We start from the raw sequence: 23,424 nt of genomic DNA on the forward strand, positions 1-23,424 counted from the left end.
CTGCGAGGAGGTACTTGCGAGAACTATTTTGCAGGCAACGCTCCGGACAGGAATTCCGCTGTCATTTCGGCGGTTTCGCTGGCGCCTGATCTGCGGGGGAGGGAGCCGGTTCAACCAGCTTGTCTGCAGGCTGGATCACGATGGGCGGCGCAGTGCGCGAACCGGTCGGATCGCGCACAGGGCGTGTGGCCGTGCTGCCGACCGCAGCGGCACTGTCGATCCCGCGCAGGATCGGGGTAACCAGTGGCACATCGCCATTGTGCTTCACCCGATCGGAATGGCGGTCGACGTTGTAGCGCGCGGCATCGGGCATAAGCCAGGTCTGCTCGAGCGCTCCGGCGGCTGCCAGCACCCGCGCCTTGGCAATATAGGCATTGGCAATAGCAGTGTTGGAGTTGCTGCGCGCGACCAGCAGTTCACGCGCCAGATCAAGCACGTCGAGCGTGGTGATCAAGCCCGCGCGCTGTTGCAGGATCGCACCCTCATAGGCCATTCGCGCCGACGCCTCGGCATCGCGATAGCTGGCGATCGCGGCTTGCTGGGCCTGCCAGTCGTTCCACGATGCGGCAAGGCTGGCACGACTTTCGCGAAGGGATGCATCGAGCAGGCGCCAATCTGCATCATTGGCCGCCATCGCTTCGCTTACCCGCGCACGGCGCAGCCCGCTTTCGAAGATCGGGCCCGAAATGATGAACTGAGCCCGCGCTTCCTTGGTCCGCAGGTTGTCGTTGTAGGCGCTCTGCGTACCTATGTTTGCGCTGCCCTGCAGGTCGATGCGCGGCATCAGATCGGCCTTGGCAGCTGCTACGCTCGCGCGCGAGACCTTCTCGCGGGCCTGTGCGGCAAGGATCACTGGGCTATGCGTCTCGGAAAAGGCATAGGCTTCCTCCAGCTGCCGCACCGGCAGCTGGAGCGGGTTGGGCGCCACGAGATCGCCAGGCGGCACGCCGACCATGCGCAGGAAGGTTGCCTCGCTCGAGGCGGCATCGCGGAGTGCCGAATAGACTTGCGCCTGCCCCAATGCAACGCGCGTCGAGATCTGCTGGACATCGGTCGCGGTCACTTCGCGCACAGCGAGCCGCGCCTTGTTGTCATTGAGTTGGCGTTCGAGCGCCGCGAGGTTGTCCTTCGCGATGATCACCGAAGCCCGGTCGCGCAGCACCCCGATGTAGGCCGTGATCGCATCCAGCAGGGCTTGCTGCTCGGTTGATCGCAGCACCTGCTTCTGGAATTCGAGCTGCGCGTTCGAGCTGCGCTCCTGCGAAGCGTTACGGCCGAAGGTGAACAGCGGTTGGGTCAGCACCGCCGATGCCGTCGACGTCCAGCCCGAAAGCGCAATCGACCGCCCGCGCCGCTGCTCGAAGCTGTCGCGCTGCCAGGTCAGCGCTGTGCTGTAGTTCAGCTTTGGCCCGTAGCCGGCGCGAGCCTGCGCCACGCGGTAGTCGTAGCTCTTCACTGTCGCGCGCTGGGCGAGCAGCGTGGGCGACGTCCAGTAGGCCAGACGCAGCGCATCCGTCAGCGACGTGACGGGCGCACCGGTATTCGCGTGTTCCACGACGTCGGCCGGAGTTCCCTCAGGAAGTTCCGGTCGGAGCGCAATCCGCTCGGCTTCGGAAACGGCGGCATCGCGCCCGTCGTCGCCAGCATCATCGCGGAAATCACCCCGATCGCGTCCGCTGTCCGGATCGTCTGTGCCGAGATTGCCGCCCTGCGCACCGGTATTGGGCGGGCCCTGCATCGGTGCGCCTGCCGGAGGCGCCGCAGGCGAGGTCTGGGCAAAAACTGGCGACAGCAAGGAGCATGCCGCACAGGCGGTGAGGAGTACGTGGCGCAGGGGCAGGGGAGGGGTCATAGCGCTGCTGTTCAGTTGTCGCGGAAGGCGCGCATGAACTGGTCCATGAACGGCTTCGTGAGATAGGACAGCATCGAGCGATTGCCCGTTTCGATGTAAACTTCGGCCGGCATACCGCTGCGCAGGACGAGGCCTTCCTTCTTCACGGCAGCCTGATCCACCTCGATCCGCACCATGTAGAAGGACTGCTTGGATTCAGGGTTCTCGCTGCGATCCGTTGCGACATAGGTCACCTTGCCGATGATTTCCGGCGTCGTCGGGCGGTTGAACGAGGTGAACCGCACACGGGCGAGCTGGCCCTTCATCGTCTGGTCGATGTCGGCCGGGCTGATCATGGCCTCAACGACGAAGGTATCGCGATCGGGAACAATTTCCATGATCGGTTCTGCGGGACGCACCACATCGCCGATCGCCGCGAAGGCGATCTTCTCGATCACCCCGGTATAGGGCGCTCTGATCTCGCTGCGGTCCTGCTGATCGGACGCTGCCACGCTGCGCAATTGCTGCTGATTCAGCGCGGTGTTGACCTGGGCGAGTTCGGTGCCCGCCTGGACGCGGCGCGTCTCGCTGAGCTGGATCGACTGTTCCTGCGCTTCGGTGATGCGGGCGCGGGCCTGGGCAATCTGTGCCTGGAGCGAGCCGACATTACCGTCGAGATCGACGGCGGTGCGTTCCAGCTGGTTCAGCCGGTTGATCGTTACGAGCTGCTTGTCCCACAGGTCCTTGACGCCCTGCCGCTCGGGCTCGATCAGCTTGCGCTGCTGCTTGAGCGCGGCGATCTGGGATTCCAGTCCGCGAATTTCCTCGTTGTACTGCTGTACCCGTGCGGCCAGCTGTGCGCGCAGGCCGGTTTCCTCGGTTTGACGGATCGAGAACAGACGTGTCTCGTCCGCCATGGCCTTGGCAGCGCTGGGCTTGGTCGACGTCGTCAGCTCCGCCGGAAATACCAGCTTGCCCGAGCCGAGCCGTTCCGCCTCAAGCCGTGCCTTCTGGGCCAGGAGCTGTTCGACTGTGAGGTTTGAATAGGTCGCGTCTGCGCCGGTCACCCGGTCGTCGAGCCGCATCAACAGCTGCCCCTGCGTGACGTGTTCGCCGTTGCGCACGTAGATCGCCTTGATCACGCCGCCGGTCGGGTGCGCGATCCGCTTGACGCGGGATTCGACACCGACGGCACCGCCACCGATCACGGCACCGCCCATTGGGATCAGCGCTGCGAGCACGAACAGCAGCAGCAGCAACCCGCCCACCGTCATCAGCAGGCGCTTGAGGAGGATCGGAGCCTTGGCCTTGTTCGCGCCTTCCTCGCCGAACGCTGGCAGGAGCTGGCGTGCGGGATCGGAGATGGTGGTGGGCATGTTCATGCGGTGGCTTCCTTGGCCGGATTGCTGGCGCCCGGAGCACCCTGGGGGACCTGCTGCGGAGCGGACTGGGCCTGCATCCGCTGCATCACTTCATCACGTGGACCAAAGTCTGCAAGGCGGCCGCCATTGATCACCGCGAGGTGCGTGGAGGGGCCAAGCGTGGCCGGACGGTGGGTGATCATGATCACGATGCCGCCGCGCGCCCGCATGCCGGCAATGGCATTGGCCAGCGCCGCGTCACCCGCTGCGTCGAGGTTCGAATTGGCCTCATCGAGCACGAGGAGGAACGGATCCCCATAGAGTGCGCGGGCAAGGCCGATGCGTTGGCGCTGGCCGGCGGAAAGCTCCACCGCGCCGGCCGAAACCTGGGTTTCATAGCCGTCAGGCAGCGCGAGGATCACTTCGTGCATGCCGGCGGCCTTGGCCGCGGCCATGACGCCTTCCGAGGTCGCTTCGGGATCGAAGCGTGCAATGTTCTGGCCGATCGTGCCATCGACGAGATCGACGGTCTGCGGCACGTAACCGAAGTAGCTGCCGAGCGTTTCCGGATCCCACTGATCAAGTGTCGCGCCGTCAAGCCGCACTTCACCGCGGTTGGCCTTCCAGATGCCGAGGATAGCGCGGACCAGCGTGGTCTTGCCCGCCGCACTCGGCCCGATCACGGCAAGGACCTGACCCGGTGTAAGGGTGAGGGATACGCCCGAAAGCGTGAAGCGCTGCGTGCCCGGGGGCGCTACCCAGATATCCCGCACAGAAAGCTCGCGCGAAGGCCGCTCGAGCGTCACGCCGCGGGCTTGCGGCTTGCGGAAGGTGGCGACGGCCTGCGCGATGCGGCCCCAGCCGGTACGGGCGGCAACAAGCCCCTTCCAGTTGGCGATGGCCTGATCGACCGGTGCAAGCGCCCGGCCCGACAGCACCGAGGAGGCGAGGATCACGCCGCCGCTGGCCTGTCCGTCGATCACGAGCAACGCGCCGACCGAGAGGATCAGCGATTGCAGCAGCATGCGGAACGCCTTGCTGGCACCGCCGAGCCGCGAAACCGTTCGGGAAAGATAGGACTGCGCCTCGATGAAGTTGGTTTCCCAGCCTGCGGTGCGCGCAACAAGCCGTTCCTGCATGCCCATCGCGAAAGCGCTTTCGGCAAAGCGGATTTCCGACAATGCGGCGGCAGACCGGCGTCCGGTGATGTTCGCCAACTCGCGCGAGCCGGCCTGGGTGCGGCGGTTGGAAATGATCGCAATGCCGGCCATGATGAATACGCCCGCCAGCGCTGTGACGCCAAGCCACCAGTGCAGCGCGAACAGCACGATCATGAAGGTGATCACCCACGGCAGATCGATCAGCGCGATCGGCCCTTGGCCGGCGAGGAACGTGTGGATGGAGTCAAGGTCGCGCGTGAACTGCAGCCCGTCACCCTTGTCAGCCCCCGCGCGCAGGGGGCGGGTGACGGTGGCATAGTGCACCGCCTCGAACAGGTCGTCGTGCACCCCATTGGCGATGCCCAGCAGCGCCTCGCTGCGGATCGCCTCGAAGATCGATTGGAAGGCGTAGACCAGTAGCAGCATGCCGAAAAGGCCGAACAGCGTCGGGACACTGCGGCTTGGCAAGACCGAGTCGTATACGAGGAGCATGTAGGCCGATCCGGCAAACACCAGAACGTTGAGCATGACGCTGGCGATGCCGACAAGAATGAGGGCACTCCGATAGCGCGCCACGAAAAGCCGCATGAATTGACGGTCGACGTTCATATTACTCCTGACGCCCGGCGGCTAAACGATTGAACCACAGTCATCAAGCGCGATTGCATCCTCAACCGTGCTTTGGTGGGCTTGTGCTGGCTCGTTACAGAAATTGGTGAAGGGAATATGAACATGTCATATCCTATCGGCGGCCGGGGCCCAATCTGCGGCCGGGTGGGCCGCGCTGGAAATGCGGGCTGCATGGTGGCGGGGCGGGGCGATGCGCAGTGCATCGGACAGATCGATCACCACGGCTATAGCGCGCGCCTCCTCCGGAGTCAGGCCGGCGAAATCCGGTAGGAACGCGCGCACCGCCTGCACGAGATTGCCCGGGCTTCGCTCCAGTTCCGAGCGATACTGGGCGAGTGTCTGGCAGCCGTCGATCTCGGCCCAGTCGGTCCCGCCCGGACCCGGCCGCTGATGAAATGCCCAAAGCGCATGGATGGCACGCTCAACGGCGGCGCGGACCTGATCGGCCACACCCTCGGGCGATGCCCGCACTTTCAATTTCTGGCGATAGCGACGCTGCCGCTCGGCATTGGAAAGGGCCATGATCGCGCATGTGGCCCTGCGGCTTTCGTTGTGCAATCCGCATTGCCGGTTACGTAACAGTGCCTAGATCGGGCCTTGCGATTGACCTTGGTCAATTCGTCCCCCTGTGGTTGCTGCTATGCGGACAGGGCCGGGTGAACCCGGTCTTCCTGCGGGAGAAGTGTCCATGCCGTCGCAAGTCAGCGTCAGAACCGATCCCCGCGCGCTGCGCCGGTCCATCCCCGGCACTGTTCTGTTCGATGGCGAACTGGCGGAGCGCGGCTTTGCGCTGAACGCGATGTGTTATTCGTTCAATGATGCTGAAAATCGCGCCGCCTTCGTCGCGGACGAGGAGGCCTACTGCCGCAAGTTCGGCCTCAGCGAAGAGCACTGCGCCGCGGTCGCTGCGCGCGACGTTCCGGCCATGCTCGCGGTGGGCGGCAATGTCTACTACCTCGCCAAGCTGGCGGGCATCTTCGGTCTCAACGTTCAGGACCTCGGCGCACTTCAGACCGGCCGCAGCGTGGCAGAATTCAAGGCGATGCTCTCGGCCACCCGGGATCTCGTCGATCCCGCGCTCGGCGGACTGCATTTCGGGCCAGACCCGGCCTCGGCCGCACTACAAAGGGAGCATGCGTGATGGCGCAGGTTGTCGGCGGCTATTTCACCAGTCACGTTCCAGCGATCGGCGGTGCGATCGAGCGCGGAGACCAGCAGGAGGCCTATTGGAAGCCCTTCTTTGATGGCTTCCCGCCGGTACGCCAATGGCTTGCCGAAGCGAGGCCCGATGTCGCGATCGTGTTCTACAACGATCACGGACTCAACTTCTTCCTCGATGCAATGCCCACCTTCGCGGTGGGGGCGGCTGCCCGCTATGACAATGCCGACGAGGGCTGGGGCCTGCCCGTCTACAAGAGTTTCGTGGGGCATCCCAACCTGTCGTGGCACGTTATCGAAACGCTGGTCGAGGCAGAGTTCGACATTACGACCTGCCAGAATATGAAGGTCGATCACGCGCTTTCGATCCCGTTCGAGCTCGCTTGGCCCGACGTCGGCGCCTGGCCTGTGAAGCTCGTACCGATCGCGATCAACACCGTGCAGTTTCCGCTGCCTTCGCCGCGTCGCTGTCTTGCTCTCGGGCAGGCTGTGGGGCGTGCGCTGCGCAGCTGGAAAGGCGACGAGCGGATTATGGTCATGGGCACGGGCGGCCTCTCGCACCAGTTGGAGGGCGCGCGCGCCGGTTTCATGAATCCCGAATACGACCGCTTCTGTCTCGACAACCTTGCCACCGATCCCGCCGCACTCACGGCGCATTCAGCGGAGGAAGTGGCGGAACTGGCCGGCACGCAGGGCGTGGAGATCCTCAACTGGATCACGGCACGCGGCGCGCTTGGCGATGCGCCTCAGACGATGGTCATGCGCAACTATCATGTGCCGATCAGCAATACAGCGGCGGCTACCGTGGTGCTTGAGCCTGCCTGAGCAGCCGGAGCCGAGCGGGCTTGTACTGGGCTGGGCTACTCGCCCGGATCGTTGACGGCCAGCAGCGCGAGTTCGGTGCGGTTCTCGATCCCCAGCTTCTGGTACATCGCGTGGAGATAGACCTTCACCGTGCCTTCGCCGATCCCGAGCTCAGTCCCGATGTCGCGGTTGCGCATACCGCGCGCAACCAGCCGGGCGATCCGCCGCTCGCGCTGGTTGAGCCGTTCGAGCGGCCCCCCGGTTTCGGCGCTGAGCGAGAGATCCAGCGCGCGCTGCAGAAGCGCCGGCTCGATCGCCTTGGCCCCTGCATGGACTTTCTCCAGCACTTCGACCAAGCCCCCTTCGGCGCCGTCCTTGCAGACGATCCCTTCGACCCCGGCGCGCATGACCGCCAGAAGCTGGCGGTCGTTGATGCCGGCGGTAAGCAGCACGACCGCGCGCTTGTCGCCTTTCGAGCGCAACGCCTCGAGTGCTTGCACCCCGTTCATTCCGGGCATGTTGATATCGAGCAACACGATCGCGGGATCGTGCGTGGCGATGGCGGCAAGTGTTTCCTCGCCGCTCGCCGTACCGGCAACGACCTGGAAGCGGCTTCCGCGCAGGACGGCTTCGACGCCGGCACGAATGAAGCCGTGATCATCGGCAACAAGAACGGGAATCATCAGGCAATCCTATTGGGCAGGGCAATCTCCAGCACGGCCCCCGGTGCGTTATGACAGATTGAAAGCGTTCCGCCCAGAGCCTCCACCCGTTCGCTGATCGACCTCGGGCGGGCTGGCGCGGTGTCCGCTGGAAAACCTTGCCCATCATCGGCGATCGTGAGCGTCAGTCCCGGCTGGCCGGATGATACCGCGACGACAACCTCGCGGCAGCTGCCATGACGCGCGGCATTGGCGACCGCTTCGCGGATGATCTGGCGAAGCTCGTGGGCAAGGCCGATTGAGACCGGCATCGGTCGCACCGGAGAATCAAGTCTGACGCCAAGGTGCCAGTGTCGGCTCATTTCGCCGAGCAGTGTTTCAAGCTCCTCGATAAGGTCGGTGCGACGGTCGCCTTCCTCGCCTCGCCGCAGACGCTGGATCATCGCGCGCAGCTCGCCCTGCTCTCGCCGCAGCGCTGCCTTGAGATCGTTGATTTCGTTGCTCGGATCAAGGCCTTCGCGGATCCAGCGCGAAAGCGCCTCAAGCCGGAAGAGCGTGCCGGCCAGGAACTGCGCCACACTGTCATGCAGGTCGCGCGCAAGTGCATCGCGCAGCGCTGCGGCAGAGGCCGCCTGCGCCAGTTCGGCGAGGTCCTCGCGGTCAAGCTCAGTGCTGAGATGACGGCCAATCGTCTCGACGAGAGGGAGGTCGTCGACACACATGTCCGGAATGCCCCAGATCAGCAGCTGGCCAGGTCCCGCCGCCGTCTCGAAAGTGACGATAATTGCCTCGTTGACGCCGCAATGCGCGGCCAGCGGCGCATCGACCGGGCCGGGCAGTGCCAGCGGAAAGGAACTTGCGCGGCTGATGATCTGCCGCCCCCGCGACAGGTCGATCAGCACGGCGCGGTCGGGCGGGCCGAAACTGCCGTCCAGCACCTCGGGCCCGAACCTGTCGACGATCACTGCAAAGCCGGTGTCACGCAGCATTTCTGTCCACGGCTCCTCCCCATGGGGCACCGCGATGGCCGCTCCCTTCGCTTGCAGCGCGGTGCGCGCAAAGCTCAGCGTATCGACGAGGATCGCATTGCGCCGTTCACCGGGCGTTCCAGGCGTGCGCGGCATGGGCGCCGCACGCGGTCCGCGCTGCTCGCCGCTCAGCCAGACCATCATGAGCGATAGCACGCCGAGATACATCAGCCGCCGCCCGTAGCGGTAGGGCTCGATCGGCAAGCCAAGCGCGAAGAGGCCGGTACCGATCACGACGTTCAGCGTGACGAGAGTGATCGACGTCCAGGCGACCGCGAACCAGCCCCAGCGAAGCGTGGCGCTGATCAGCAGGAAGGCGGTAAGCGACATGAAGGGACTGTTGAAGTCCGCTTTGCCGGCTTCGGAGAAGTAGACCGCCGCGACAAAGGCAAGCGTGTCGATCGCATGCACCCAAGGGGCCAGCCGGAATTCCCACCACCAGCTACGCCAGGCAATGACGATCATGGCGGCGGCGCCGACAAGGTAGCCTATCAGCAGGACGTACATCGCCTCGCTGCCCATGCCGGGGGCTGAGGGATCAAGCGCCAGCGCGATGAGGAAGACCAGCGCCATCGCAGCCCGGCTGGTCGCCAGAACCTTCCCGGTTCGCCGTGCAAACATCCGCGCGCGCATCACATGCCTTCTATCAGGTTAATGATCATTTTAACCTATGTTAGGGGAAAGTATGATTTTTTGAGGTGGCCCGCAATATCGGGTTCTTCGCTGCATGCAGAGACTTGGGCAGCGAGGTCGGGTTGTTCTTGCGGTCGGGACGTTATTCATCCATTTTTACCGCCGCAATGGTGCTATTGGGGGGCGGGGTAGATGAGCATAAGCAAGTCGGGCCATAGCGTCACATCGTCGCCTCTGCCAGTTCGGGACGAATCGCCCCTGTTTTCCGGCGGCGAAAGCCTGCCCGGGCAACAGCCGGATCCGCCCGCCGCCGTGTTCGGGCCAGGGCCGCCCGATTCGCCGGATGCTTGGGGTATCCTCAATGCGCTGACGGACAAGCAGCGCGCCGTTCTGGATCTCCTGATCGAACACAAGACCTCCAAGGAGATCTCGCGCATCCTTGGCATTTCCCACCACACGGTTGACCAACGGATCATGCTGGCCCGCGCCAAGCTCGGCGTCGCGACGCGAGGCGAAGTGGCCCAGGCCTATCGCCGTCTCGTGTCGGATGCAGCCGCGAATTCATCTGTATACGAACGATCCGTATATGACTTTTCCGATGTCGCGCTTCCTCTCGATGCCCTGCAGGATCCGATGCGGGAAGACAGAATGGTCTGGGCCCGAAACCAGCCGATCCGCCGGGAAACAGTGCCTCAGGCCATGTTCCAGGGCGGCGAGGCACTGGCCGAGCCCTACCATCATGTCCTGCCGGAGATGTTCGACGGGCCCTATGGAACGTATGTCAGGCTTGGGACCATCGCGGTCTTTGCCATGTTCCTGATCCTGATCGTGATGGGAGGCTTGGCGATGTTTGCGCAGTTGTCGCAGATCATCACCAACTGAACTGGCGCGAACGTCTCCTCGTGGTTTGACAATGTGGGTCTAGCCTTGGCCCCAGCACGGAGAGACAGAGATGACCGACTTTCCTACCCATATTGCGCCGGAAATGCCGCTCTCGATTGCGCAGTTGCGGATCGCCCGTGATCTGCATCAGGCCGAAGCCGCGCTCGATGAAGCGCTCGTGCGCCAGGCGCAGCTCCTGCAGACGATGGTCGGTGCGCGCCGCGGTACCGGTGTCGCCCCCTTCCTCGGGCAGGATGCCCTCATGCGCCTTGTGAAGAGCCAGCAGGCAATGCTCGACGCCGGCGGTGAGCTCGCCCGCGTCCACGGCCGCCTCAGCACGATCGCGGTTGAGACCTGCGGTGGCAACGACGCCTGCCCGCCTGCTGCGCTCCTTGAAGGCGATGACGCATCCGAGGCTGCCGATGCGGTCCGCGCAGCATGATGCCGATGCGGTCTGCCACCCGGGGATCCTGATGCGCGATGGTCTGGTTGTGGCTCCTTCGTACGGCATTGCTTGCCACCGTGCTGTTCGCTGCCCGCAAGGGCGACGAACCCGAACAGCTGGTGGCGACAGTGCTGCTTTCCACGTTCGTGCTGGATGTGGGCAATCATATGCTGTTCGGCGATCCAGCCTGGTACACCGTCAATCCAGGGCACCTGGTGATCGATATCTGGGCTTTCTTCACTTTGCTCTGGGTGGCGCTCTACGCCAATCGTGGCTGGCCGCTGTGGGTTTCGGCCTCTCAGGTCCTTGTCGTGCTCGGCCATGTCGCCAAGCTGTGGGAGGTGGACATGGTGCGCCGGGCCTATTGGACGATGACGCAGATGCCTTTCCTGTTCCAACTGGTCGTGCTTGCGATCGGCACCGGCGCGCATGTCGCTCGGCAGCGTCGCATCGGACGCTACCACTCCTGGCGGCTCGCATGAGCGCGCCGGGAGAGAAGCGGGCGCGCGCATGACTGGCCGTCTCGTTCGCCGTCACGATCGTGGCCGTCGCCGGGCAACGCTTCGTCGCGCCGTAATCGTGGTCAACGCCGAGCCCAGCCCGGTATCGGCCCTTGAGGTCTCGCCGGAAGCTGCCGGGTTGCCGGATCTCGCAACTGTGTCTGCGGCCGGGATGCACGCGCCATCGGCACATGTTACGCCCGACGCCCTGCTGGCCTTCGCACGCGAAGCCTACGCTATCCGCCGCCGACGTGATCGCTACCTGCCCGCTGACCTGTTCGGCGAGCCGACATGGGATATCCTGCTCGATCTTTATGTCGCCACGCGCGAGAACCGGCCCGTGCCTACCACCAGCGCCTGCATCGGAGCGGACGTGCCACCCACGACGGCGCTGCGCTGGCTGCGAATACTCGAGACGCGCGGCCTCGTCGAACGTGAGGAGGACGGCCGGGACGGACGTCGCACCTTCGTCCGCCTTTCGCCGCGCGGTCTTGCCGCGATGGACAACTGGCTGCATGTCGCGCTTGTCACGCTTGACCACACGGTCGGGTCGATCTTGCGCCAGGCGACTCCGCTCGCCGAGGCTGCGGAATAGGTCAGGCATCGGCTCCGCTGCGGGCTTGATGCTTGACCGGCAGGCGGTTCGGGCCTAAGGGCGCGGCGGTCCGAATGGTTATCTGCCATTCGGTTCAACAGAGCTGAACATTGCCGGTGCGCGGCAAGAAGGGCCTCGAGGGCGGATTTCCGTCATTCGCGGGTCCTGCTTGTGTTTGGTCTTACTCGCCCGAATCGGGCGGGCGGATCAAGCAGTTCCGTCAGCCGTCAAAGTAACCCGGTGGCGACTTGCCCCGGGTGGAGCGTTTTCGGCTCATGCAGCGTTAAGGCACAGGGCTATTTACAGTCCTGCCTGCCGCTGGATGAGATATCCCGCAAGCCTTCACCTGGTTCTCGCCGCGCCCGCAACCAAGGTGAAGAGTCCTTCATGCCGACGATCAACCAGCTGGTCCGCAAGGGCCGCGAACCGCAGAAGACCAAGTCCAAGGTCCCTGCGATGGAGCAGAACCCGCAGAAGCGCGGTGTCTGCACCCGCGTCTATACGACGACCCCGAAGAAGCCGAACTCGGCGCTGCGCAAGGTGGCCAAGATCCGCCTGACCAACAGCCGCGAAGTGATCTCGTACATCCCGGGTGAGGGCCACAACCTGCAGGAGCACTCGGTGGTGCTCATCCGCGGCGGCCGTGTGCGCGACCTTCCGGGCGTGCGCTACCACGTGCTGCGCGGCGTTCTCGATACCCAGGGTGTCAAGGACCGCAAGCAGTCGCGTTCGAAGTACGGCGCCAAGCGTCCGAAGTAAGTCTCATCTGGGATCGGAACCGCATGGCAGGCCGGGTAAGGCTGGCCGCGTTCCGAAGGAGTACAGAATATGTCTCGTCGTCGTCGTCCCGAAAAGCGGGAAATCCTGCCGGATCCCAAGTTCGGTGATCAGGTTCTCTCGAAGTTCATGAACAACCTCATGCTCGATGGGAAGAAGTCGGTTGCCGAAAGCATCGTTTACGGTGCGATGGAAACCATGCAGACCCGCGCCAAGGCGGATCCGCTGCAGCTTTTCCACGATGCGCTCAACAACGTGAAGCCGCAGATCGAAGTCCGCAGCCGCCGCGTCGGTGGTGCGACCTACCAGGTCCCCGTCGAAGTGCGTACCGAGCGTGCGCAGGCCCTCGCGATCCGCTGGCTGATCACCGCCGCGCGCAACCGCAGCGAAACCACGATGGCCGCGCGCCTTTCGGCCGAACTGCTCGACGCTGCCAACAACCGTGGCAACGCGGTCAAGAAGCGCGAAGACACGCACCGCATGGCCGACGCCAACCGCGCCTTCAGCCACTATCGTTGGTAACAGGGCACTCCAAGGGGGCCGCCGGTCAGTCACAGGATGATCAGGCGGCCGTCTTGAAACGGTCACGCTAAGCACACTATGGGGCGGGCCGAACCCGATCGGCCCCTCCCGAACCCAAGGAACCTCCCATGGCCCGCAGCCATCCGCTCGAGCGCTATCGCAACTTCGGCATCATGGCGCACATCGACGCCGGCAAGACCACGACGACCGAGCGTATCCTCTACTACACCGGCAAGTCCTACAAGATCGGCGAAGTTCACGACGGCGCCGCGACCATGGACTGGATGGAGCAGGAGCAGGAACGCGGCATCACGATCACGTCGGCCGCGACGACCTGCTTCTGGAACGACCATCGCCTGAACATCATCGACACCCCCGGCCACGTCGACTTCACCATCGAAGTCGAACGTTCGCTGCGCGTGCTTGACGGCGCGGTTGCCGCGTTCGACGGCGTTGCGGGTGTCGAGCCGCAGTCGGAAACCGTGTGGCGCCAGGCCGACAAGTACGGCGTTCCGCGGATGTGCTTCATCAACAAGCTCGACCGCACCGGTGCGAACTTCAAGTATTGCGTGCAGACGATCATCGATCGCCTCGGCGCCAAGCCCGCGGTGCTCTATCTCCCGATCGGCGCGGAAAGCGATTTCAAGGGTCTCGTCGATCTCGTCGAGATGCGCGCGATCATCTGGAAGGACGAGAGCCTTGGCGCCGAGTTCTTCTACGAGGAAATCCCGGCCGACATGGCTGACGAGGCGGCGGAATACCGCAACACCCTCGTCGAGCTCGCTGTCGAGCAGGACGACGACGCGATGGAAGCGTACCTCGAGGGCACCGAGCCCGACGTGGCAACGCTGAAGGCGCTGATCCGCAAGGGTACGCTGAATCAGTCGTTCGTGCCGGTGCTGTGCGGCTCTGCGTTCAAGAACAAGGGCGTTCAGCCCCTGCTCGACGCCGTGGTCGATTACCTGCCTTCGCCGCTCGACATCGAGGACGTGCAGGGCATCAACCCGGATACGGACGAACCCGACAGCCGTGCGACTTCGGACGAAGCGCCGTTCTCGGCGCTCGCGTTCAAGATCATGAACGATCCCTTCGTCGGTTCGCTGACCTTCACCCGTATCTACTCGGGCACGCTGACCAAGGGCAGCTACCTGAACTCGGTGAAGAACAAGAAGGAGAAGGTCGGCCGCATGCTGCTGATGCACTCCAACAACCGCGAAGACATCGATGTGGCCTACGCGGGCGACATCGTGGCGCTGGCGGGCCTGAAGGAAACCACCACCGGCGATACGCTGTGCTCGGAAAAGCAGCCGATCATTCTCGAGCGGATGGAATTCCCCGAGCCGGTGATCGAGCTTTCGGTGGAGCCCAAGACCAAGGCCGACCAGGAGAAGATGGGCATCGCGCTCAACCGTCTCTCGGCAGAGGATCCGTCTTTCCGCGTCTCGACCGACCATGAATCGGGCCAGACCATCATCAAAGGGATGGGCGAACTCCACCTCGAGATTCTGGTTGACCGCATGAAGCGCGAGTTCAAGGTCGAGGCCAACGTCGGTGCGCCGCAGGTGGCCTACCGCGAATACCTCGGCAAGCCGGTGGACATCGACTACACCCACAAGAAGCAGTCGGGTGGTACCGGTCAGTTCGGCCGCGTGAAGGTCAAGGTCACGCCGGGCGAGCGCGGTTCGGGCTTCGTCTTCAAGGACGAAATCAAGGGCGGCAACATTCCGAAGGAATACATCCCCGCCATTGAAAAGGGTTTCCGTGAAACGGCCGAGACCGGCTCGCTGATCGGCTTCCCGATCATCGACTTCGAAGTCCTGCTCTACGACGGCGCGTACCACGACGTCGACTCGTCGGCGCTGGCCTTCGAAATCTGTGCCCGCGGCGCGATGCGCGAAGTGGCCCAGAAGTCGGGGATCAAGCTGCTCGAGCCGATCATGAAGGTCGAGGTGATCACGCCGGAGGAATACCTCGGCGACGTGATCGGCGACATCAACTCGCGGCGCGGCCAGATCCAGGGCACCGACAGCCGGGGCAATGCCCAGGCGGTTGTCGCCATGGTTCCGCTCGCGAACATGTTCGGCTACGTGAACCAGCTGCGCTCGTTTACGCAGGGCCGTGCGAACTACTCGATGTTCTTCGATCACTACGATGAAGTCCCGGCAAACGTCGCGACCGAGATCAAGGCGAAGATGGCGTAAGCGGCGTTTTCCGTCGGTTCGCGCGTTCGCGCGAATTTACGGAGGACGGCGGGCTTGCATAAGCAAGCGGATCAATCTAGGGGCGGCGCCTGATTCAGCGGGCGCCGTCTCGAACCCGCAGTATCTGCAATTTCAAAGAAGAAGGTTTGAGCAATGGCCAAGGCTAAGTTTGAGCGGACCAAGCCGCACTGCAACATCGGCACCATCGGTCACGTCGACCATGGCAAGACCACCCTGACGGCTGCGATCACCAAGGTGCTCGCTGAAACCGGCGGCGCGACGTTCACCGACTACGCGAACATCGACAAGGCTCCGGAAGAGCGCGAGCGCGGCATCACCATCTCGACGGCCCACGTCGAGTACGAGACCGCCAACCGTCACTATGCGCACGTCGACTGCCCGGGCCACGCCGACTACGTCAAGAACATGATCACCGGTGCCGCCCAGATGGACGGCGCGATCCTCGTCGTGAATGCTGCTGACGGCCCGATGCCGCAGACCCGCGAGCACATCCTGCTCGCCCGCCAGGTCGGCGTGCCGGCGCTCGTCGTCTACATGAACAAGGTCGACCAGGTTGACGACGAGGAAATCCTCGAGCTCGTCGAGCTGGAAGTGCGTGAACTGCTCTCGTCGTATGACTTCCCGGGCGACGATATTCCGATCGTCAAGGGTTCGGCTCTCGCCGCCCTCGAAGGTCGCGACGACAACATCGGCAAGAACTCGATCAACGAGCTCATGGCCGCTGTCGACAGCTACATCCCGCAGCCCCCGCGTCCGACCGACAAGCCGTTCCTGATGCCGGTGGAAGACGTGTTCTCGATCTCGGGTCGCGGCACCGTCGTGACCGGCCGTGTCGAGACCGGCATCGTCAAGGTTGGTGAAGAAGTCGAGATCGTCGGCCTCAAGGACACCACCAAGACCGTCGTGACCGGCGTTGAAATGTTCCGCAAGCTGCTCGACCAGGGTGAAGCTGGCGACAACATCGGCGCGCTCGTCCGCGGCGTGAAGCGTGAAGACGTCGAGCGCGGCCAGGTCCTTGCCAAGCCCGGCACCGTGACCCCGCACACCGAGTTCTCGGCCGAGGTCTACGTGCTGTCGAAGGACGAAGGTGGCCGTCACACCCCGTTCTTCGCCAACTACCGCCCGCAGTTCTACTTCCGCACCACCGACGTCACCGGCGAAGTGATCCTTCCCGAGGGCACCGAGATGGTGATGCCCGGCGACAACCTGACCCTGTCGGTCCGTCTCATCGCTCCGATCGCGATGGACGAAGGTCTACGCTTCGCAATTCGCGAAGGCGGCCGCACCGTCGGTTCGGGGGTTGTCAGCAAGATCACGAAGTAATATAGGCCGCGCACCGGCGGGAGATTCGTTCTCCCGCCGGCCGGTTTTTGCGGATCAGTCGGCCCGCTTTCCCCGCGCTTCTCTAGCTGGGGCAGGGTGAGAGGGCGGAGCGACTGGTCTTTTTGTTTTAGCTCTTTCGCATCGGTAAACGGACATGGACGCCCAGAATATCCGCATTCGTCTCAAGGCTTTTGATCACCGCGTGCTCGATCAGGCCACTGGCGAAATCGCTGACACCGCCCGCCGCACCGGCGCGCTGATCCGGGGCCCCATTCCGCTGCCGACGCGTATCGAGAAGTTCTGCGTCAACCGTGGTCCGCACGTCGACAAGAAGTCGCGCGAGCAGTTCGAGGTTCGCACCTACAAGCGGTTGCTCGATATCGTGCAGCCCAACGCCGCCACCGTGGACGCGCTCATGAAGCTCGACCTCGCTGCTGGCGTGAACGTCGAGATCAAGCTCGCGTAAGATTTCGCTCCTGCCGCAAGGCAGAAGCACCAGAGTTTAAGAGGCACTGAGCCTCTCGGACAATGGGATACCTCCGGCGCCGCCTTTCAACAGGCAACTTGCCGGGCAAGCGTCCCCCCGTTCGCTCCTGTTAACGCAGGGGCACTCAGCCCGGACGGGGCGCGTTTCACACATACGGGCTGAACACGCCTCGCGGGGATGGTCCTCGCAAGGCCTCTGTAAGGAGTATGGTCATGCGCACCGGCGTGATCGCGAAGAAGGTCGGGATGACCCGGCTTTTCCAGGACGACGGACGGCACGTGCCGGTTACCGTCCTGGCGCTTGAAAATTGCCAGGTGGTCTCGGTCCGCACCGAAGAACGTGACGGTTACGTCGCGGTTCAGCTCGGCGCGGGTCAGGCCAAGCAGAAGAATGTCGCCAAGCCGCAGCGCGAGCACTTCGCGAAGGCTGAAGTCGAGCTGAAGATGGAAGTCGCCGAGTTCCGCGTCGCAGACGATGCGCTGCTCGAGGTCGGCTCGACCATCGCCGCTTCGCACTTCGTGCCCGGCCAGTATGTCGACATTACCGGTCACACCCAGGGCAAGGGCTTTGCCGGCGCGATGAAGCGCTGGGGCTTCGGCGGTATGCGCGCCACCCACGGTGTGTCGATCACCCACCGCGCCCATGGTTCGACCGGCAACCGCCAGGATCCGGGCCGCGTGTTCAAGAACAAGAAGATGGCCGGCCACATGGGCGACCGTCAGCGCACGCAGCAGAACCTCGAGATCGTCCGTACTGACGACGAGCGTGGCCTGATCTTCGTGAAGGGCTCGGTTCCCGGCTCGAAGAATGGCTGGCTGCTCGTTCGCGACGCGGTCAAGATCGACCGTCACGCCGAAGCGCCGTATCCGGCCGGCCTCAAGCAGGCCGCCAACAGCAACGACACCACAGCGGCTGCCGACACCCCTGCGGAAGACACCGCGGCGGTTGAGACCACCGTCGATGGTCAGGAGGGCTAAGTCGTGAAGGTTCAGGTCCTCAATCTCGATGGCACCGCAGCCGGCGAAGCCGAACTGTCGGATGCCGTGTTCGGTGTGGCGCCCCGCGCCGATATCCTCCACCGTGTCGTCACCTGGCAGCTCGAGAAGCGCCGTGGCACCGCCCGCGGAGCGCGTGAGCGTTCGGACGTGGCGCGTACCGGCAAGAAGCTCGGCAACCAGAAGGGTGGCGGCGGCGCCCGTCACGGCGATCGTGCGGCACCGATCTTCATCGGCGGCGGCAAGGCTCATGGTCCTCGCGTCCGTGATTTCGATCCTTCGCTCAACAAGAAGATCCGCGCGCTGGGTCTGAAGATGGCGCTTTCGACCAAGGCGCAGTCCGACGGTCGTGGTCTGGTCGTGGTCGACACGCTCGACACCGACGGCAAGACCGCCACGCTGGCCGCTACGCTCGCCAAGGCGGGTTTTGGCAAGAAGGTCCTCGTGATCGACGGCGAAGCGGTGAACGACAACTTCGCCCGCGCTGCGCGCAACATCATCGGGGTCAACGTGCTCCCGGCGATGGGTGCGAACGTCTACGACATCCTGAAGCATGATACGCTGGTGCTGACGCGCGCTGCGGTCGAAAAGCTGGAGGCGCGTTTCAATGGCTAAGGACGCAATCGACACGCGTCACTACGACGTGATCGTGGCTCCCCACATCACCGAGAAGTCGACGCTGCTGAGCGAGCACAACGCCGTTGTGTTCAAGGTCGCCGACAAGGCCACCAAGCCGCAGATCAAGGCGGCCGTGGAAGCTCTGTTCGGCGTCAAGGTCACCAAGGTGAACACCTTGAACCAGGACGGCAAGACCAAGCGCTGGAAGGGCAAGCCCTACAAGCGTTCGGACTTCAAGAAGGCTGTCGTGACGCTGGCTGCAGGCCAGTCGATCGACGTCACCAGCGGTATCTGAGGCGCATAGACCATGGCACTCAAGAACTACAACCCGACCAGCCCCGCACGGCGCGGCCTGATCCTCGTCGACAAGTCGTCGCTGTGGAAGGGCAAGCCCGTCAAGGCGCTGACCGAGGGCAAGAGCAAGACCGGCGGCCGCAACAACAAGGGCCACGTCACCAGCCGCGGTATCGCGGGCGGTCACAAGCAGCGCTACCGGTTCATCGACTTCAAGCGCCGCAAGTGGGACATGCCCGCGACCGTCGAGCGTCTGGAGTATGACCCCAACCGCACCGCGTTCATCGCTCTCGTCAAGTACGAGGACGGCGAGCAGACCTACATCATCGCGCCGCAGCGTCTCGCGGTTGGTGACCAAGTCATCGCCGGTGAAAAGACCGACGTTAAGCCGGGCAACGCGATGCTGCTCAGCCAGATGCCGGTCGGCACCATCATCCACAACGTGGAGATGAAGCCTGGCAAGGGTGGCCAGATTGCCCGTTCGGCCGGCACTTATGTCCAGCTCGTCGGTCGTGACCGCGGCATGGTCATCGTCCGCCTCAACTCGGGCGAGCAGCGCTACCTGCGCGGCGATTGCATGGGCACGGTTGGCGCGGTCTCGAACCCTGACAACTCTAACCAGAACCTTGCCAAGGCTGGTCGTGGCCGCTGGCTCGGTCGTCGCCCGCTCACCCGCGGTGTCGCCAAGAACCCGGTCGATCACCCGCACGGTGGTGGTGAAGGCCGTACCTCGGGTGGCCGTCATCCGGTCACGCCGTGGGGCAAGCCGACCAAGGGCGCCCGCACCCGTCACAACAAGCAGACGGACAAGATGATCATCCGTTCGCGTCACGCGAAGAAGAAGAGGTAACACCCCATGGCACGTTCCGTCTGGAAGGGACCCTTCGTCGACCTGCACCTCCTGAAGAAGGCCGAAGTGGCCCAGGATGTTGGTTCGCGTGCAGGTCCGATCAAGACCTGGTCGCGGCGTTCGACCATTCTGCCGCAGTTCGTTGGTCTGACGTTCAACGTCTACAACGGGCACAAGTTCATCCCCGTCTCCGTCAACGAGGAGATGGTCGGCCACAAGCTCGGCGAGTTCGCACCCACGCGTACTTTCCCGGGCCACGCCGCTGACAAGAAGGGCAAGCGCTGATGGGCAAGCCTAAATCCCCGCGCCGCGTGGCGGACAACGAAGCGCTTTCGGTGGGCACGCAGATCCGCGGCTCGGCTCAGAAGCTGAACCTCGTTGCCGGCCTGATCCGCGGCAAGCGCGCCGAAGACGCCATGAACATCCTCGCCTTCTCGAAGAAGGCGATGGCGGTTGATGCGCGCAAGGTGCTCGCCTCGGCGATCGCCAATGCCGAGAACAACCACAACCTCGATGTTGACGCGCTCGTCGTCGCCGAGGCTTCGGTCGGCAAGTCGATCACGATGAAGCGCTTCCACACCCGTGGTCGCGGCAAGTCCACCCGCATTCTCAAGCCCATCTCGCGTCTGCGGATCGTGGTGCGTGAGGCTGCGGCCAACGGTGAGGAGGCCTGATCATGGGTCACAAGTCGAACCCCATCGGTCTGCGCCTGCAGATCAACCGCACCTGGGACAGCCGCTGGTACGCGGAAGGCCGCAACTACCAGAACCTGCTTCGTGAGGACCTTGCGATGCGCAAGTTCATTATGGAGCACCTGCCCCAGGCCGCTATCTCGAAGGTGGTGATCGAGCGTCCGGCCAAGCTGTGCCGCGTTTCGATCTATGCCGCCCGCCCGGGTGTCATCATCGGCAAGAAGGGTGCGGACATCGAGAAGCTGCGCAGCCAGCTTGCCAAGATGACCGCCAGCGACGTGAAGCTCAATATCGTCGAGATCCGCAAGCCGGAAATCGATTCCAAGCTCGTTGCGCAGGGCATTGCAGACCAGCTCGTTCGCCGCGTGGCGTTCCGCCGTGCGATGAAGCGCGCAGTGCAGTCGGCGCTCCGTCTCGGTGCCGAGGGCATCAAGATTACCTGCGGCGGCCGGCTCGGCGGTGCGGAAATCGCCCGCGTCGAGTGGTACCGCGAAGGCCGCGTGCCGCTTCACACGCTGCGTGCGAACATCGATTATGCCGAAGCCGTGGCGCACACCGCTTATGGCGTGATCGGCATCAAGACCTGGATCTTCAAGGGCGAGATCCTTGGTCACGATCCCATGGCGCAGGACCGGCTGATGATGGAGGCTCAAACCTCCGGCGTCCGTCCGGCGCGCTAAGGTAGGTACAGAACCATGCTGCAACCGAAAAAGACCAAGTTCCGCAAGGCCTTCAAGGGCCGGATCAAGGGCGACGCCAAGGGTGGCACCGATCTTAACTTCGGTACCTATGGCCTCAAGGCACTCGAGCCGGAGCGGGTTACCGCTCGCCAGATCGAAGCCGCCCGCCGTGCGATCACGCGCCACATCAAGCGCCAGGGTCGTCTCTGGATCCGCGTGTTCCCGGATGTGCCGGTGTCGAAGAAGCCTGCCGAAGTCCGTCAGGGCAAGGGCAAGGGTTCGATCGAATACTGGGCAGCCCGCGTGAAGCCGGGTCGCATCCTGTTCGAGCTCGATGGCGTTGCGGGTCCTCTCGCGGCCGAAGCTTTCAGCCGCGCTGCGATGAAGCTGCCGATCAAGACCAAGGTCGTTGCCCGCTTGGGTGACACCTCGCACCTCGGAGGCGAATGATGGCCAAGTTTGAAGACATGCGCGTCAAGTCCGACGATCAGCTTCAGGCTGACCTCGCCGAACTGAAGCGTGAGGCGTTCAACCTGCGCTTCCAGGCGGCAACCAACCAGCTTGAACGGCCGGCCCGCATCCGCGAAGTCCGCCGCGACATCGCCCGCATCAAGACGCTGCAGACTGAGCGTTCTCAGTCGGCCAAGGCGTAAGGAAAAGACTATGCCCAAGCGTATTCTGATCGGGACGATCGTCTCGGACAAGACCGACAAGACCGTGGTGGTCAAGGTCGAGCGCAAGGTGAAGCACCCGCTCTACGGGAAGATCATCCGTCGCTCGAAGAAGTACCATGCCCACGACGAGACCAACACGTTCAAGGCCGGTGAAACCGTGCGCATCGAAGAGACTGCGCCGATTTCCAAGCTGAAGACCTGGAAGGTCATCGACCGCGTGCAGGCCGGCAAGGCCGCCGCAATCGAAGCCGACGTCTAAGTCGCAATCCATTTTGGAACTGCCGGACTGGTTCCGGCAAGCCAGTGAGAAGGAACCGGATCAATGATCCAGATGCAGTCCAATCTCGAAGTCGCTGACAACAGCGGCGCGAAGCGCGTCCAGTGCATCAAGGTGCTGGGCGGGTCGAAGCGTCGGTTTGCCAGCGTCGGCGATGTGATCGTCGTGTCGATCAAGGAAGCGCAGCCGCGTGCCCGCGTCAAGAAGGGCGACGTTCACCGTGCGGTGATCGTGCGTACCCGCAAGGACGTGCGCCGCGCCGATGGCAGCGTGATCCGCTTCGACACCAACGCCGCCGTGCTCGTCGGCAAGAACGAAGAGCCGATCGGCACCCGTATCTTCGGCCCCGTGGTGCGCGAACTGCGCGCCCGCGGTTTCATGAAGATCATCAGCCTTGCGCCGGAGGTGCTGTAATGTCGGCTGCCAAGATCAAGAAGGGTGACGCTGTCGTCATCCGGTCGGGCAAGGACAAGGGCCGCACCGGAACGGTGCTGCAGGTCATGCCCAAGGAAGAGAAGGTCGTCGTGGCCGGCATCAACATTGCCGCGCGCCACCGCAAGCCCACTCAGGAGAACCCGCAGGGCGGCATCGACCGCCGCGAGGCTCCGCTGCACATCTCGAAGGTGGGCCTTGCCGGCAACGACGGCAAGCCGACCCGCGTGCGCTTCGAAGTGAAGGACGGCAAGAAGGTCCGCGTGGCCGTCAAGACCGGGGAGACGATCGATGGCTGATAAGTACGTGCCCCGCATGAAGGCGAAGTACGATGCCGAGGTCGCTGCCGCGATGCAGGCCAAGTTCGGCTACGCCAACCACATGGAAATCCCCCGGATCGAGAAGATCACGCTCAACATGGGCGTGGGCGAGGCGAGCCAGGACAAGAAGAAGGTCACAACGGCTGCGGCCGAGATGGAACTCATCTCGGGTCAGAAGCCGGTGATCACCAAGGCGAAGAAGTCGATCGCGCAGTTCAAGCTGCGTGAGGGCATGCCGATCGGTTGCAAGGTTACCCTGCGCCGCGAACGCATGTACGAATTCCTCGACCGCCTCATCACCATCGCAATGCCCCGCATCCGCGACTTCCGTGGTCTCAACCCGAAGTCGTTCGATGGCCGCGGCAACTACGCGATGGGTCTGAAAGAGCAGATCATCTTCCCGGAGATCAGCTACGACCAGATCGAGAAGGTGCGCGGGATGGACATCATCGTGACCACCACCGCCAAGACCGACGACGAAGCGCGCGAGCTGCTCCGCCTCTTCGGTTTCCCGTTCCCGCGCGAAGCTGCTGAAGAGCAGCAGGCCGCCTGAGGATCTTTCCGGCTCGAGC

General features: G+C 63.8%; 30 protein-coding genes. 24 read left to right on the forward strand and 6 right to left on the reverse strand.

The window, feature by feature from the left end:
- Nucleotides 1-61 precede the first annotated feature (61 nt).
- The 4 genes from AQZ52_RS15955 to AQZ52_RS15970 form a co-directional block, all read right to left on the reverse strand.
- The gene (locus AQZ52_RS15955; protein WP_067913245.1) at nt 62-1,738 is read right to left on the reverse strand and encodes a TolC family protein; all 1,677 of its coding nucleotides are present in this window, start codon (nt 1,736-1,738) and stop codon (nt 62-64) included.
- Between the two features lie 125 nt (nt 1,739-1,863).
- The gene (locus AQZ52_RS15960; protein WP_067913248.1) at nt 1,864-3,213 is read right to left on the reverse strand and encodes an HlyD family type I secretion periplasmic adaptor subunit; all 1,350 of its coding nucleotides are present in this window, start codon (nt 3,211-3,213) and stop codon (nt 1,864-1,866) included.
- Complete coding sequence (locus tag AQZ52_RS15965) at nt 3,210-4,961, reverse strand: type I secretion system permease/ATPase (protein ID WP_082698161.1); 1,752 nt, start codon at nt 4,959-4,961, stop codon at nt 3,210-3,212. Before AQZ52_RS15965 ends, AQZ52_RS15960 begins: the two co-directional genes overlap by 4 nt.
- A gap of 126 nt (nt 4,962-5,087) precedes the next feature.
- Nucleotides 5,088-5,504, reverse strand: coding sequence for a hypothetical protein (locus AQZ52_RS15970; RefSeq protein ID WP_067913251.1), 417 nt, complete (start codon nt 5,502-5,504; stop codon nt 5,088-5,090).
- Between the two features lie 166 nt (nt 5,505-5,670).
- On the opposite strand from AQZ52_RS15970, the gene AQZ52_RS15975 reads away from it, so the two are divergent.
- Nucleotides 5,671-6,123 (forward strand): protocatechuate 4,5-dioxygenase subunit alpha, encoded by a 453-nt coding sequence (locus AQZ52_RS15975; protein ID WP_082698163.1) that lies wholly within the window; start codon nt 5,671-5,673, stop codon nt 6,121-6,123.
- Nucleotides 6,123-6,965: a class III extradiol dioxygenase family protein gene (locus AQZ52_RS15980; RefSeq protein ID WP_067913254.1), complete on the forward strand. Its 843-nt coding sequence runs from the start codon at nt 6,123-6,125 to the stop codon at nt 6,963-6,965. Before AQZ52_RS15975 ends, AQZ52_RS15980 begins: the two co-directional genes overlap by 1 nt.
- Before the next feature lie 35 nt (nt 6,966-7,000).
- On the opposite strand, the gene AQZ52_RS15985 is transcribed toward AQZ52_RS15980, so the two are convergent.
- Nucleotides 7,001-7,627, reverse strand: coding sequence for a response regulator (locus AQZ52_RS15985; RefSeq protein ID WP_067913257.1), 627 nt, complete (start codon nt 7,625-7,627; stop codon nt 7,001-7,003).
- Nucleotides 7,627-9,267, reverse strand: coding sequence for a sensor histidine kinase (locus tag AQZ52_RS15990; RefSeq protein WP_067913260.1), 1,641 nt, complete (start codon nt 9,265-9,267; stop codon nt 7,627-7,629). The genes AQZ52_RS15985 and AQZ52_RS15990 overlap by 1 nt, the downstream gene beginning before the upstream one ends.
- A gap of 192 nt (nt 9,268-9,459) precedes the next feature.
- Between AQZ52_RS15990 and AQZ52_RS15995 the strand changes: the two genes are divergently transcribed.
- The 22 genes from AQZ52_RS15995 to rplE all read left to right on the forward strand — a co-directional run bounded on the left by AQZ52_RS15995 (nt 9,460) and on the right by rplE (nt 23,405).
- A complete protein-coding gene (locus tag AQZ52_RS15995) occupies nt 9,460-10,149 on the forward strand; it encodes a helix-turn-helix transcriptional regulator (RefSeq protein ID WP_082698166.1) in 690 nt (229 codons plus the stop codon).
- Nucleotides 10,150-10,219: 70 nt separating this feature from the next.
- Nucleotides 10,220-10,591, forward strand: a complete 372-nt coding sequence (locus AQZ52_RS16000; protein ID WP_240481707.1) for a hypothetical protein — start codon at nt 10,220-10,222, stop codon at nt 10,589-10,591.
- A gap of 38 nt (nt 10,592-10,629) precedes the next feature.
- The gene (locus tag AQZ52_RS16005) at nt 10,630-11,076 is read left to right on the forward strand and encodes a hypothetical protein (RefSeq protein ID WP_067913263.1); all 447 of its coding nucleotides are present in this window, start codon (nt 10,630-10,632) and stop codon (nt 11,074-11,076) included.
- 28 nt (nt 11,077-11,104) lie between these two features.
- On the forward strand, nt 11,105-11,689 hold the full coding sequence (locus AQZ52_RS16010; RefSeq protein WP_240481709.1) for a winged helix DNA-binding protein: 585 nt from the start codon (nt 11,105-11,107) through the stop codon (nt 11,687-11,689).
- A 387-nt stretch (nt 11,690-12,076) separates the two neighbouring features.
- On the forward strand, nt 12,077-12,448 hold the full coding sequence (gene rpsL, locus AQZ52_RS16015) for a 30S ribosomal protein S12 (protein ID WP_054121067.1): 372 nt from the start codon (nt 12,077-12,079) through the stop codon (nt 12,446-12,448).
- 69 nt (nt 12,449-12,517) lie between these two features.
- Nucleotides 12,518-12,988, forward strand: a complete 471-nt coding sequence (gene rpsG, locus AQZ52_RS16020; protein ID WP_067913266.1) for a 30S ribosomal protein S7 — start codon at nt 12,518-12,520, stop codon at nt 12,986-12,988.
- 128 nt (nt 12,989-13,116) lie between these two features.
- Nucleotides 13,117-15,189 carry an elongation factor G gene (fusA, locus tag AQZ52_RS16025; RefSeq protein WP_067913269.1) on the forward strand — a complete coding sequence of 691 codons (2,073 nt, stop codon included), beginning with the start codon at nt 13,117-13,119 and terminating at the stop codon, nt 15,187-15,189.
- 153 nt (nt 15,190-15,342) lie between these two features.
- On the forward strand, nt 15,343-16,533 hold the full coding sequence (gene tuf / locus AQZ52_RS16030) for an elongation factor Tu (RefSeq protein ID WP_067913272.1): 1,191 nt from the start codon (nt 15,343-15,345) through the stop codon (nt 16,531-16,533).
- Nucleotides 16,534-16,687: 154 nt separating this feature from the next.
- Complete coding sequence (rpsJ, locus tag AQZ52_RS16035; RefSeq protein WP_028639306.1) at nt 16,688-16,999, forward strand: 30S ribosomal protein S10; 312 nt, start codon at nt 16,688-16,690, stop codon at nt 16,997-16,999.
- 233 nt (nt 17,000-17,232) lie between these two features.
- Complete coding sequence (gene rplC / locus AQZ52_RS16040) at nt 17,233-17,997, forward strand: 50S ribosomal protein L3 (RefSeq protein WP_067914094.1); 765 nt, start codon at nt 17,233-17,235, stop codon at nt 17,995-17,997.
- Between the two features lie 3 nt (nt 17,998-18,000).
- The gene (rplD, locus tag AQZ52_RS16045; RefSeq protein WP_067913275.1) at nt 18,001-18,630 is read left to right on the forward strand and encodes a 50S ribosomal protein L4; all 630 of its coding nucleotides are present in this window, start codon (nt 18,001-18,003) and stop codon (nt 18,628-18,630) included.
- Nucleotides 18,623-18,928: a 50S ribosomal protein L23 gene (locus AQZ52_RS16050; protein WP_067913278.1), complete on the forward strand. Its 306-nt coding sequence runs from the start codon at nt 18,623-18,625 to the stop codon at nt 18,926-18,928. Before rplD ends, AQZ52_RS16050 begins: the two co-directional genes overlap by 8 nt.
- Before the next feature lie 12 nt (nt 18,929-18,940).
- Nucleotides 18,941-19,777 carry a 50S ribosomal protein L2 gene (gene rplB / locus AQZ52_RS16055; RefSeq protein WP_067913281.1) on the forward strand — a complete coding sequence of 279 codons (837 nt, stop codon included), beginning with the start codon at nt 18,941-18,943 and terminating at the stop codon, nt 19,775-19,777.
- 6 nt (nt 19,778-19,783) lie between these two features.
- On the forward strand, nt 19,784-20,062 hold the full coding sequence (gene rpsS / locus AQZ52_RS16060; RefSeq protein ID WP_067913284.1) for a 30S ribosomal protein S19: 279 nt from the start codon (nt 19,784-19,786) through the stop codon (nt 20,060-20,062).
- Entirely contained in the window at nt 20,062-20,451 is a 390-nt protein-coding gene (rplV, locus tag AQZ52_RS16065; protein WP_067913287.1) for a 50S ribosomal protein L22, read from the forward strand. The genes rpsS and rplV overlap by 1 nt, the downstream gene beginning before the upstream one ends.
- Before the next feature lie 2 nt (nt 20,452-20,453).
- Nucleotides 20,454-21,149, forward strand: a complete 696-nt coding sequence (gene rpsC / locus AQZ52_RS16070) for a 30S ribosomal protein S3 (RefSeq protein ID WP_067913290.1) — start codon at nt 20,454-20,456, stop codon at nt 21,147-21,149.
- Between the two features lie 15 nt (nt 21,150-21,164).
- Nucleotides 21,165-21,599, forward strand: coding sequence for a 50S ribosomal protein L16 (rplP, locus tag AQZ52_RS16075; protein ID WP_067913294.1), 435 nt, complete (start codon nt 21,165-21,167; stop codon nt 21,597-21,599).
- Complete coding sequence (gene rpmC, locus AQZ52_RS16080; protein ID WP_067913299.1) at nt 21,596-21,802, forward strand: 50S ribosomal protein L29; 207 nt, start codon at nt 21,596-21,598, stop codon at nt 21,800-21,802. The genes rplP and rpmC overlap by 4 nt, the downstream gene beginning before the upstream one ends.
- A 10-nt stretch (nt 21,803-21,812) precedes the next feature.
- Nucleotides 21,813-22,082 carry a 30S ribosomal protein S17 gene (rpsQ, locus tag AQZ52_RS16085; RefSeq protein ID WP_067913302.1) on the forward strand — a complete coding sequence of 90 codons (270 nt, stop codon included), beginning with the start codon at nt 21,813-21,815 and terminating at the stop codon, nt 22,080-22,082.
- A 63-nt stretch (nt 22,083-22,145) separates the two neighbouring features.
- A complete protein-coding gene (gene rplN / locus AQZ52_RS16090) occupies nt 22,146-22,514 on the forward strand; it encodes a 50S ribosomal protein L14 (protein WP_054121079.1) in 369 nt (122 codons plus the stop codon).
- Nucleotides 22,514-22,831: a 50S ribosomal protein L24 gene (rplX, locus tag AQZ52_RS16095; RefSeq protein ID WP_067913306.1), complete on the forward strand. Its 318-nt coding sequence runs from the start codon at nt 22,514-22,516 to the stop codon at nt 22,829-22,831. Before rplN ends, rplX begins: the two co-directional genes overlap by 1 nt.
- A complete protein-coding gene (gene rplE / locus AQZ52_RS16100; protein WP_067913308.1) occupies nt 22,824-23,405 on the forward strand; it encodes a 50S ribosomal protein L5 in 582 nt (193 codons plus the stop codon). Before rplX ends, rplE begins: the two co-directional genes overlap by 8 nt.
- Nucleotides 23,406-23,424: the final 19 nt, after the last annotated feature.

This window comes from Novosphingobium fuchskuhlense (genome assembly GCF_001519075.1).
GTDB lineage: Bacteria > Pseudomonadota > Alphaproteobacteria > Sphingomonadales > Sphingomonadaceae > Novosphingobium > Novosphingobium fuchskuhlense.

Coding starts and splice junctions, on each gene's coding strand:
- AQZ52_RS15955 (WP_067913245.1), bottom strand. CDS start 1,738: ATGCAGGGCCCGCCCAATACCGGTGCGCAGGGCGGCAATCTCGGCACA.
- AQZ52_RS15960 (WP_067913248.1), bottom strand. CDS start 3,213: ATGAACATGCCCACCACCATCTCCGATCCCGCACGCCAGCTCCTGCCA.
- AQZ52_RS15965 (WP_082698161.1), bottom strand. CDS start 4,961: ATGAACGTCGACCGTCAATTCATGCGGCTTTTCGTGGCGCGCTATCGG.
- AQZ52_RS15970 (WP_067913251.1), bottom strand. CDS start 5,504: ATGGCCCTTTCCAATGCCGAGCGGCAGCGTCGCTATCGCCAGAAATTG.
- AQZ52_RS15975 (WP_082698163.1), top strand. CDS start 5,671: ATGCCGTCGCAAGTCAGCGTCAGAACCGATCCCCGCGCGCTGCGCCGG.
- AQZ52_RS15980 (WP_067913254.1), top strand. CDS start 6,123: ATGGCGCAGGTTGTCGGCGGCTATTTCACCAGTCACGTTCCAGCGATC.
- AQZ52_RS15985 (WP_067913257.1), bottom strand. CDS start 7,627: ATGATTCCCGTTCTTGTTGCCGATGATCACGGCTTCATTCGTGCCGGC.
- AQZ52_RS15990 (WP_067913260.1), bottom strand. CDS start 9,267: ATGCGCGCGCGGATGTTTGCACGGCGAACCGGGAAGGTTCTGGCGACC.
- AQZ52_RS15995 (WP_082698166.1), top strand. CDS start 9,460: ATGAGCATAAGCAAGTCGGGCCATAGCGTCACATCGTCGCCTCTGCCA.
- AQZ52_RS16000 (WP_240481707.1), top strand. CDS start 10,220: ATGACCGACTTTCCTACCCATATTGCGCCGGAAATGCCGCTCTCGATT.
- AQZ52_RS16005 (WP_067913263.1), top strand. CDS start 10,630: ATGGTCTGGTTGTGGCTCCTTCGTACGGCATTGCTTGCCACCGTGCTG.
- AQZ52_RS16010 (WP_240481709.1), top strand. CDS start 11,105: ATGACTGGCCGTCTCGTTCGCCGTCACGATCGTGGCCGTCGCCGGGCA.
- rpsL (WP_054121067.1), top strand. CDS start 12,077: ATGCCGACGATCAACCAGCTGGTCCGCAAGGGCCGCGAACCGCAGAAG.
- rpsG (WP_067913266.1), top strand. CDS start 12,518: ATGTCTCGTCGTCGTCGTCCCGAAAAGCGGGAAATCCTGCCGGATCCC.
- fusA (WP_067913269.1), top strand. CDS start 13,117: ATGGCCCGCAGCCATCCGCTCGAGCGCTATCGCAACTTCGGCATCATG.
- tuf (WP_067913272.1), top strand. CDS start 15,343: ATGGCCAAGGCTAAGTTTGAGCGGACCAAGCCGCACTGCAACATCGGC.
- rpsJ (WP_028639306.1), top strand. CDS start 16,688: ATGGACGCCCAGAATATCCGCATTCGTCTCAAGGCTTTTGATCACCGC.
- rplC (WP_067914094.1), top strand. CDS start 17,233: ATGCGCACCGGCGTGATCGCGAAGAAGGTCGGGATGACCCGGCTTTTC.
- AQZ52_RS16050 (WP_067913278.1), top strand. CDS start 18,623: ATGGCTAAGGACGCAATCGACACGCGTCACTACGACGTGATCGTGGCT.
- rplB (WP_067913281.1), top strand. CDS start 18,941: ATGGCACTCAAGAACTACAACCCGACCAGCCCCGCACGGCGCGGCCTG.
- rpsS (WP_067913284.1), top strand. CDS start 19,784: ATGGCACGTTCCGTCTGGAAGGGACCCTTCGTCGACCTGCACCTCCTG.
- rplV (WP_067913287.1), top strand. CDS start 20,062: ATGGGCAAGCCTAAATCCCCGCGCCGCGTGGCGGACAACGAAGCGCTT.
- rpsC (WP_067913290.1), top strand. CDS start 20,454: ATGGGTCACAAGTCGAACCCCATCGGTCTGCGCCTGCAGATCAACCGC.
- rplP (WP_067913294.1), top strand. CDS start 21,165: ATGCTGCAACCGAAAAAGACCAAGTTCCGCAAGGCCTTCAAGGGCCGG.
- rpmC (WP_067913299.1), top strand. CDS start 21,596: ATGATGGCCAAGTTTGAAGACATGCGCGTCAAGTCCGACGATCAGCTT.
- rpsQ (WP_067913302.1), top strand. CDS start 21,813: ATGCCCAAGCGTATTCTGATCGGGACGATCGTCTCGGACAAGACCGAC.
- rplN (WP_054121079.1), top strand. CDS start 22,146: ATGATCCAGATGCAGTCCAATCTCGAAGTCGCTGACAACAGCGGCGCG.
- rplX (WP_067913306.1), top strand. CDS start 22,514: ATGTCGGCTGCCAAGATCAAGAAGGGTGACGCTGTCGTCATCCGGTCG.
- rplE (WP_067913308.1), top strand. CDS start 22,824: ATGGCTGATAAGTACGTGCCCCGCATGAAGGCGAAGTACGATGCCGAG.